We start from the raw sequence: 8,575 nt of genomic DNA, 5'->3' as shown, positions 1-8,575 counted from the left end.
CCTCGGCGCCCGCCGCGGAGGCGCCCGCCACGGCCCAGCCGCCGGCGCAGGCCCAGCCGTCCGCCCCGGCGCCGGCGCAGACCCCGGCGCCCGCGCAGCCGTCCGCCCCGCAGAGCGAGGCCCAGGCCCCCGCCGCCCACGCCGAGGAAGCCTCCTCCGACGACTACACCGTGGCCCTCGCCGCCTCCACCGTCGGCGTCCTGCTCGCCGCGATCATGGTCGGCGCCGTCGCCCGCAAGCGCGGCGGCCAGCAGCGGGCCCGCCGCCCCCGGCACCGCATCGCCATGCCGGCCGCCCCGGCCGCCGCCTTCGAGGCCGAACTGAGGGCCCGCCAGGACGAGGCCGGCCTGCACCTGCTCGACCGCGCCCTGCGCAGCATGGCCCGCAACACCGTCCGCGGCGGCAAGCGGCTGCCCGCGATCGTCGCCGCCCGGATCACCCCCGGCCGGACGATCGAACTCCACCTGTCCGGCCCCGCCGCCCCCATCGCGCCGTTCCGCGCCGCCCACGCGCCCAACATCTGGTGGTGCGCCGCCGACTCCGACGGCCTGCTCTCGCCGGCCCAGGCCCGCAAGACCGCCGCCCCCTACCCGGCGCTGGTCACCCTCGGGTCGGCGGCCGACGGCTCGGTGGTCCTCGCCGACCTGGAGACCGTCCGGCTGCTGCACCTCTCCGGCCACCCGGACGACGCCCGCGACGTCCTGCGCACCCTGGCCCTCGAACTCGCCCACAGCCCGCTCGCCGACCGGCTCCACCTGCACCTCGTCGACCTCGCCGAGGAGGTGCCGATCAGCGGCCCCGCCGCCGAGCGGATCCACCGCCACACCACCCTGGAGGCCGCGCTCACCGCGCTCGGCCCGCGCACCGCCAAGGCCCGGGCCACCCTGGTCGCCGCCGAGTCCGCCAGCCCCAGGGACGCGCGCAGCCGGGGCCTGGCCGACGAGTCCTGGGTCCCCGAGATCGTGCTCTGCGCCCACCAGCCCGGCGGCGGCGTCCCGGCCGAACTCGGCCGGCTGCTCGACGCCCGCCCCCGCACCTGCGTCGCCGTGGTCACCCGCGCGCCCGAGCGCGGCACCGGCCCGGTCGCCCGCTGGACCCTCCCGGCGACCGGCCAGGCCACCATCCCCGGCCTGCACGTCACCCTGGAGCTGCAGCGCCTGACCACCGGCCAGTACGAGCAGGTCACCGAACTGCTCCGGACCGCCGACGACACCACCCAGCACCCCGCCCCCGCGTGGACCCTGGACGGCGACGAGCTGGAGCCCGCCGACCTCCCGGCGCCCGTCCCGGTCCTCGCGGCCGTCGGCGCCGCGGCCGGTCCCGGGGCGGACGGCCCGGCGGGCGGCTTCTCGCTCGCCGCGCTGGACGCCGCCCTGGGCGGCCCGGACGACGGGGACGACGCGGACGAGGACTCCGGCGGGGGCCGGGACGCGGCCGGACCGCGCCTGCTGGCGCGGGTGATCGGCACCGGGGTCAGCCCGTTCGCGGGCACCGACCCGGCGGCGCCGGTGCCGGGCCCCGTCGGCCCGGCCGCCCTGCCGGTCCCGCGGCACCTCGTCAACGGCCTCGGCCGGCAGGCCGGCGCCTCCGCCGTACCGGCCGTCGCACCCGGGGTCGTGGTTCCGACCGGGCCCGCCGCGGCCTTCCCGATCGCGCCCGACGCCGCCGCCGCCGACGGCGAGGCTGCTTCGGACGGGTACGACGGTGACGAGACCACCCAGAACCTCGGCCTGCCGACCGCCGTCGCGCCCGTCCAGCCGATGGCGCCCGTGCCGCCGATGGGTCCGGTGGAGCCGGTGGTTCCGGTGGCCGAGGCCCCGTCATCGGTGCCCGCCCTCGGCCCCGTGCCCACGCCAGCGGCCATCCCCGCCCCCGCGGCCATCCCCGCCCCCGCTCCCACGCCCGAGCCCGCCCCGACGCACGACCCGGCCCCCGCGCCCACCGGCGCCGGCCCGCGCCTCCCCGCCCGGCCCGAGCCCGGCCCGGCCGCCGTCGCCCCGATCGCCCGCACCACCTCCGGCCGCAGCGACAGCGACGACCTGCTCGCCATCCTCCGCTCCCCGGAGGCGCACGCCACCCGCACCGCCCCCCGGATCCGGCTGCTCGGCCCGGTCGACGTCGCCGGCGCCGCCGGCATCGCCGAACCCGGCGAGCTCGGCCGCCTCACCGAACTCGCCGCCTACCTGGCCCTGCGCCCCGGCGCCGACCACGCCGCCCTCGACCACGACCTGCACCCCGGCGCGGCCCACCTCGACCCGCACCCGACCGCCGCCGACGCCCGCAGCCCGCTGCCCGACAAGCTCGCCGACCTGGCCGCCTGGCTGGGCTCCGCCGCGGACGGCCGGGCCCTCCTGGTCACCGGCTCGGTCGAGGGCTACGCCTTCGCCCCGGCCGTCACCTGCGACTGGGACGAGTTCCGCAGCCTCTACCGGCGCGGTATGCGCAGCACCAGCGCCACCGCCGACGCGGCCCTCGCCCACGCCCTCGCCCTGGTCCGCGGCGCCCCGTTCGCGGAGGCCCCGCCCGCCTCGTACGGCTGGGCCGAGGCCGAGCGGCAGGACATGATCGCGGCGATCGTCGACACCGCCCACGAACTCGCCGCCCGCCGCCTCCAGTACGGCGACCACCGCAGCGCCGAGGCCGCCGTCTTCCGCGGCCTCGCCGTCGCCCCGGACGTCGAACTGCTGCACCGGGACCTCTTCTACGCCTACGCCTCCGCCGGCGCCCGCGACCAGCTCCTGCGCGCCGTCAACCGCCTCGACGCCCTCAGCCGCCGCACCGGCCGCGAACTCGACGCCGACACGGTCGCCCTCCTCCGCGACCTCCTCGCCGGCTCCTGACAACGGCCCCCGGCGGCCCCCGGCGCCCCGCACGGCACGCTCCCCACGCGCGCCGCACGGGGCGCCGTGCCGTCCGCCCGGACCCCTTCGCCTCGCCGGGGCCGGGGGCGGGACCGGCCGACTGTCAGACCCGCCTGATGGGATACCCGCATGACGGATTGGTCGCGACTCAGCCACGCCTACGGCTCTGCAGAGGACATACCCGCCCTGCTGGACCGGATCGAAGCAGCCCCGAGCGCCGAGCGCTGGAGCGACCTCTGGTCGGCCCTCTGCCATCAGGGCAGTGTCTACTCGGCCAGCTTCGCGGCGCTCCCCCGGCTGACGGCCATCGCCGCTGCCGCCGACCCGAAGGAGCAACTGAACGCACTGCACCTGGCGACCGCGATCGTGGCGGGGGCGGACCAACTGGACGAGCTCGACGAGGTCGGCGACGTCCGGGTGACGTACGCGCAGGAGATCGCGGTCCTGCTGCGCATGGTGAACGAGCACCTTCGGACGGCTCCCGACCGCACCGACTACATCTACCTGCTCGAAGCCCTCCTGGCCTGCGAAGGCGTACCGGTCTGGGGTGAGGACCTGGCCTGGGGACTCGTGAACGGGGAGTACCAGATCTCCTGTCCCCAGTGCGAAACCGACCTGTTCATCGCCATCGGTGACTACGGTTACTTCTCCACGAGCGGCGACTACGCGCTGGACGACACCGTCGAGAAGGCCCCCTTGCGACCCGCGGACCCCGGCGACCTGCACGGCATCGGCCAACGCCTCCACACACTCGCTCTCAGCGACGGCCAGGGGGACGTCGCCACCGCGCTGACCTACCTCTTCGGAAGCGCGCACTGCACGGACTGCGGGACGGACTTCGCCGTGGCCGACCAAGTGGGCGATCCCTACTGACGTCGAACCCTACTGGCGTCGAAGTCGGCCCGGTCGACCTCCTGTTCCGGCAGCCGCTCCGGCCTGCGGCTCCTCGGTGTGGGGCCCGATCACCCACCCGGCCTGGCTCGGGCACGGAGGGATCTCGTAGGGTGGCGCTCACGGTGTGGTGACAGGCGCCATACGGGGTACGAGGCAGCAGAACGCCGCTGAGCGGCGGGGCGGGGCGGTGACCTGGAGATGGCGGAGACTACGGCGGTCCCCGGAGGTCCCGACCCCGTGACGGACGCGGGCCCCCAGGACGCCGTACCGCAGTGGTCGGTGCGCGACTCCCACGAGGAGCACCCGCCCGGCCCGGCCGCGCTCTACGAACCCCCGGGCCCGGTGCCCGGACCGCCCGGGCCGTCCACCGGATGGACCGTCACCGGCCTGCCCGCGATGGGCGGCGCGCCCGGCGTCCCGGCCCCGCCCGGTGCGACGCCGCTGCCGTTCACCCTCCCCGGCGCCACCCCCGCGCACGGACTGCCCGGCATCGCCGGCGGCCTGGGCGCCGGCCCGCGCGGCCGGATCCTGGTCGTCGAGGGCGGCTACGGCTCCTCCGGCCGCCGCACCTGGGGCCGCGGCGGCCCCGCCCAGGCCCCCGTGCTGTCCGCGATGCTCGCCGCCGTCTCCCCCCAGGTGCTGCTCGCCGCCGACGCGGTCGACGCCGTGCACCTGCCCGGTGCCAGCGACCCGCACACCGTCCTCGCCCACCTGCGCGCCGCCGCCCGCCACCCCGGACCGCTGCTCGTCCACCTCGGCGGCCACCTGCTCGCCGACAAGCGCGGCGGCCAACTCCACCTCACCCTGCGGGAATCCAAGCCCGGCAGCATCCGCCAGGACGGCCTCGCCTGGCAGGCGATCGCCGGCGAGCTGCGGCACCGCCCGGCCGACTGGCAGACCCTGGTCATCGCCGACCTGAGCGCCGACCAGAACGCCTGGCCGCTGCTCCAGGGCAGTGTCGCGCCGCTCAGCGAGGGCCTGCCGCTGTGGGCGGTGGTCAGCCCCGACCCGGAGCAGATCGGCACCTTCACCCGCGCGCTGATCGAGGCCCTGCACGGCGGCCGCCCCGGCGCCGAGGCCGTCCTCGCGCCGGAGCAACTGCGCCACCAGGTCTACTCGGTACTCCGCCCGGACGTGATCGTGGTCAGCACCCACGCCCCGGACCGCCCCTTCTTCCGCAACACCGCCCGCCGCGGCGACGGCCCACTGCCCGAGGCCGCCGCCCCGGCCGCGGTGCTGCCCCGCCCGGCCGAGCCGGAGCCGGGCAGCTGGAACGACCGCCCCTGGGACGAGTCGCCGCAGGACGCGGTGCCGCGGCCCCGGCCCGCCGTGACCCTGGACAAGCCGTCCCCAGCCGCTCCGGCCGAGCCCACCGTCCCGGCACACCCGTCGAACGGGCGCGTGAACCTTCTCAAGCCCGGCGTACCGCCCACCCCGCCGCTCCCCCCGCACCCGGTCGACCTGCACAAGCCCGGCGCCTGGCAGGCACCCACCCCCGAGCCCGAAGTTGAGCTTGAGCTTGAACTCGCGCCGGAGCCCGTAGTTGAGCCCGAGCTTGAGCTTGAACTCGCGCCCGAGGTCGAGGCCGCAGGACCTGCCGAGGCCACCGAGCAGCCCGAGGAGCCCGAGCCCGCCGACGCCGAACCCACCGACGCCGCCGAACCCACCAACGCCGCCACCCCCGAAACTGACCTCTCCCAGCCCCGCGAGGACTACCGCGAGGTGATCGGCCGGATCGTCCGCAGCGCCGACGCCGGCGACCACGCGGCCGCCACCGACCTGGCCTTCGCCCTCGAACTGGAGGCGATCGCCGAACACGGCCCGGTCTCCGCGCCCGTCCTGCAGGTCCGCCAGGTCCGCGCCCACGTCTCCCGGCTCGCCGGCCGGACGGCGGAGGCCGCCGGCATCTACCGCGAGGTCGCACTGACCCTGCTCCGCACCGAGGGGCCCGAGCACCCCGAGACCCAGCACGCGGCGACCAACGCCGAGGCCTGCTGGCGGGCCATCCCGGACCGCGCCGACGCCCTGCGGATCGCCCCGGAGATCATCGAACTGCGCGCCCATCTCCCGGGCCCCGACGGCCGCAAACTCCGCGCCGCCGAACGCCACCTCGCCACCCTCGCCGCCCCCCACCCCGACCCCGCCTGACCGAGACCGGACGTCCTGCGGGGGCTCGGCAACCGCGCGGTCGGCCCGGAAGATGTCGAATAGAGCTCGTGAGGGCTGCCTCGGAGTGGTTATGTGGCGATCATGTTCAGCATCACCGTGTCACGGCCACTCACCGTTGCCGACGTGGTTGCCGCATTCGTGGGATTGGTCCCGCCCGGCCTGCAGTTGGTGGTGCAGTCCCCCGGAGCCGATGTCCCGGACGACATGGGAAGCCTGTGGGCAAGTCTGGAGCCCACCGAAGATCCGGCCTGGCCGCTGGCTCTCGTGGTGCATGTGTACGAGTGTGACCTCGGGCCGTACCCTGACCTGCGCCTCGCCGAGCACATCGGAGAACGATTCGGCGTGGACGTCGTGTGTGGCGCCGATCCGTCCCTCGTCGATGTCGACCCCCACGATCCGTACTACGCCCTGGCACTGGTTGCCGGCCGGTGGTACCTGGCCAGCACCGCCGGCACGCGGCTCATGGGACCGTACGTCGTGTGTGACGCCGACGGATTCCGGGAGGATCCGGGTGACGAGCCGGTCGAACTGATCCGACAGGTCGTGGTCGACACACGCTGAACTCCCGCGAGCTGGACCTGCTGTCCCGACCGGTCCTTTGAGGAACGCGGCGACGCCCGGTGCAGTGCTCCCCAATTGGGGAGCACTGCACCGGGCCTACGATTCGCGCGACGGGGGTGTGGCATGCGCTCCGCCACACCAGAATGACAAGGACCTACGCGGCTTCCGACGTTGGCCGGGCCGACGTAGGGAGTTCGCCGATCGACACGACATTCCTGCCGGTGGAGCGGCACCGCCACCATGCACCAGTGTCGTCCGAGGCTGGCACCATCGGGTGAGTGTGACCAGGGCAGATCGGCCACTGGATGAACTCAAAGCCTGCAAGATGATCCTGAACCAGCTCTGCCACAGATTTGGTGAGCCGGCTTGCCGAGAGGGCAAGGTCGATACTGCGGCTGAACTGGAGTTCCTCTGCATTCAGTCCCAGTAGAAGTGTCTGACCGTACTCGTTATCCTCGGCGAGCATCCACTGCATGCCTTGAGGAACCTCTGCCGAGATCGCTTGCAGGATATCTCTACCGACCCGCATGCAGGCTTCACTCAGCGTGACTGGCACATCAATGGCTGGCGCGCCGGTCAGATCCCACGTGCTGAGAATCATCATGACTCCAGCCTATCAGTCACGCCGGGAATGGGGCTCCCGTTACTGGCTGATTGTCACCGAACTGGTGAACGCGCTTCCAGTTTCAGCCTGCTTGTTGGTGGTGAAACCCAGCCCGCCGTCGCCTACGACATACCTGAAGGCGAACCTGACGTTCGCGGTTCCGGTCGCGCCGCCCTGGTTGACCTTGAAGGTGCAGTTGCCGCTGGCCTCGTAGTTGTAGCCGATCCAGTTGGTCGGAAAGGTCCAGTGCCAGAAGTACCCGGCCGGGACGGGGTTGTGATTGTCCGAGGCCCCCGTAGAAGATCCGTTGCGGAACTGCCATGCCGTGCAGTTCATCGGCGAAGCGCTATGGCGATCAGGGGCGGGCTCAGAACGAACGAGAAGGCGACCGGGTTGCCGTTGCCATATGAGACCTGGGCACTGAACCTCCCGTTGGAGTCGCTCGCCAGGAAGTTCGGGTCGTTGACGAGAAGATCTTACCGCCATAGTCTCCGGCCGCTTCAGCTGAACCGGAAATTCCGGTTGTCGCCGCAATCAATCCGAGTGCGATGGCGGCGAATCGGCTCGCCATCTTCACGCTGCCAGTTTTCTTCATGGATCCATCCTGTAAAGCCAGGTCGCATATTTCTTCGAAATAGGAGTATTCTGGCGAAATCTCGTCGACGACTGTCCGAATGTGAACTAATTGCCAAGTCAGAGTGAATGGAAGGTTAATATTTCATATACTTCACATGTTCTTTGCGTTCCCAAGCGGATGCAGGGCCTGATGGATGGAGCCCGCCTTCACTCGGTGTTGCGGGGCTGGTGCGCGTACTTCCGTTCCGGGGTTTCGAACGTCACCGTCTGCTACCTGACCCACTACGCGTGGATGCGGGTAGTGCGGTGGATACGACGCGAGCATCCCGGGATCGCATGGAAGCAGCTTCGCCGTCACTTCTGTGGCGGCGGCTGGTGGCCCAGCATGGAGCGGCGTGAACTGTTCAACCCGGCGAAGGTAAGCATGACCCGATACCGATACCGGGGAACAACCATCCCGAGCCCGTGGCCCACTGCGGTACGAGGATCTGAACGGCCCCGAACGGGACTTGTGGAGAGCCTGGTGCCCGGAGATGGGCACGCTGGGTTCGGGAGGCGGCTCGGGCACCCTGCTGGTGGAGACACCAGCAGGGTGCCCCGAGTCGACCTCGCCGACGGCGCGAGAGTTCTTCGGTTTGTTGATGGCCTGCGAGATGGTGTTGCGCTTCTTGTGTCGCTGTCGGCCTGTGTTTGCGGATGCGGAGCACGGTGGTGCGCGCCCGGCGTGCGGGGGTGGGTGGGAGGTGCGGGCTGGGTCTGTGCCCCGGTGTGTGCCTGGTGGTGGGGGTGTCGGTGCTGGCTCCGTGGCGGTGGTCTGTGTGGATCGATGCGCTTTTGCTCCAAGGGAGTTGATCGGCTAGACGAGTAGATCCGAAGTTCCGGCCCGCCAAAGGGCAGAGGGCGTCCAAGA

7 protein-coding genes are annotated in these 8,575 nt (G+C 72.8%); 5 read left to right on the top strand and 2 right to left on the bottom strand.

The features are described 5' to 3' along the window. The 4 genes from ACFP3U_RS36475 to ACFP3U_RS36460 form a co-directional block, all read left to right on the top strand. Positions 1-2,840 (top strand): BTAD domain-containing putative transcriptional regulator (locus ACFP3U_RS36475; RefSeq protein WP_380230077.1); only part of this gene is annotated, 2,840 nt, incomplete at its 5' end. A gap of 150 nt (positions 2,841-2,990) precedes the next feature. Beyond that, positions 2,991-3,734 carry a hypothetical protein gene (locus ACFP3U_RS36470; RefSeq protein ID WP_380230076.1) on the top strand — a complete coding sequence of 248 codons (744 nt, stop codon included), beginning with the start codon at positions 2,991-2,993 and terminating at the stop codon, positions 3,732-3,734. Between the two features lie 258 nt (positions 3,735-3,992). Then, the gene (locus ACFP3U_RS36465) at positions 3,993-5,903 is read left to right on the top strand and encodes a hypothetical protein (protein WP_380230075.1); all 1,911 of its coding nucleotides are present in this window, start codon (positions 3,993-3,995) and stop codon (positions 5,901-5,903) included. 93 nt (positions 5,904-5,996) lie between these two features. Continuing rightward, positions 5,997-6,485: a hypothetical protein gene (locus ACFP3U_RS36460; RefSeq protein ID WP_380230074.1), complete on the top strand. Its 489-nt coding sequence runs from the start codon at positions 5,997-5,999 to the stop codon at positions 6,483-6,485. 154 nt (positions 6,486-6,639) lie between these two features. On the opposite strand, the gene ACFP3U_RS36455 is transcribed toward ACFP3U_RS36460, so the two are convergent. Then, positions 6,640-7,089: a hypothetical protein gene (locus ACFP3U_RS36455; RefSeq protein WP_380230073.1), complete on the bottom strand. Its 450-nt coding sequence runs from the start codon at positions 7,087-7,089 to the stop codon at positions 6,640-6,642. A 39-nt stretch (positions 7,090-7,128) separates the two neighbouring features. Next, complete coding sequence (locus ACFP3U_RS36450) at positions 7,129-7,425, bottom strand: hypothetical protein (RefSeq protein ID WP_380230072.1); 297 nt, start codon at positions 7,423-7,425, stop codon at positions 7,129-7,131. Positions 7,426-7,843: 418 nt separating this feature from the next. Between ACFP3U_RS36450 and ACFP3U_RS36445 the strand changes: the two genes are divergently transcribed. Further along, positions 7,844-8,533 (top strand): group II intron maturase-specific domain-containing protein, encoded by a 690-nt coding sequence (locus ACFP3U_RS36445; RefSeq protein ID WP_380230071.1) that lies wholly within the window; start codon positions 7,844-7,846, stop codon positions 8,531-8,533. The last annotated feature ends 42 nt before the right edge of the window (positions 8,534-8,575 follow it).

It is taken from the genome of Kitasatospora misakiensis, assembly GCF_042656005.1.
GTDB classification, from domain to species: Bacteria; Actinomycetota; Actinomycetes; order Streptomycetales; family Streptomycetaceae; genus Kitasatospora; species Kitasatospora misakiensis.
The sequence above is the reverse complement of the archived record's forward strand: the minus strand, read 5'-3'. Positions and strand labels throughout refer to the sequence as shown.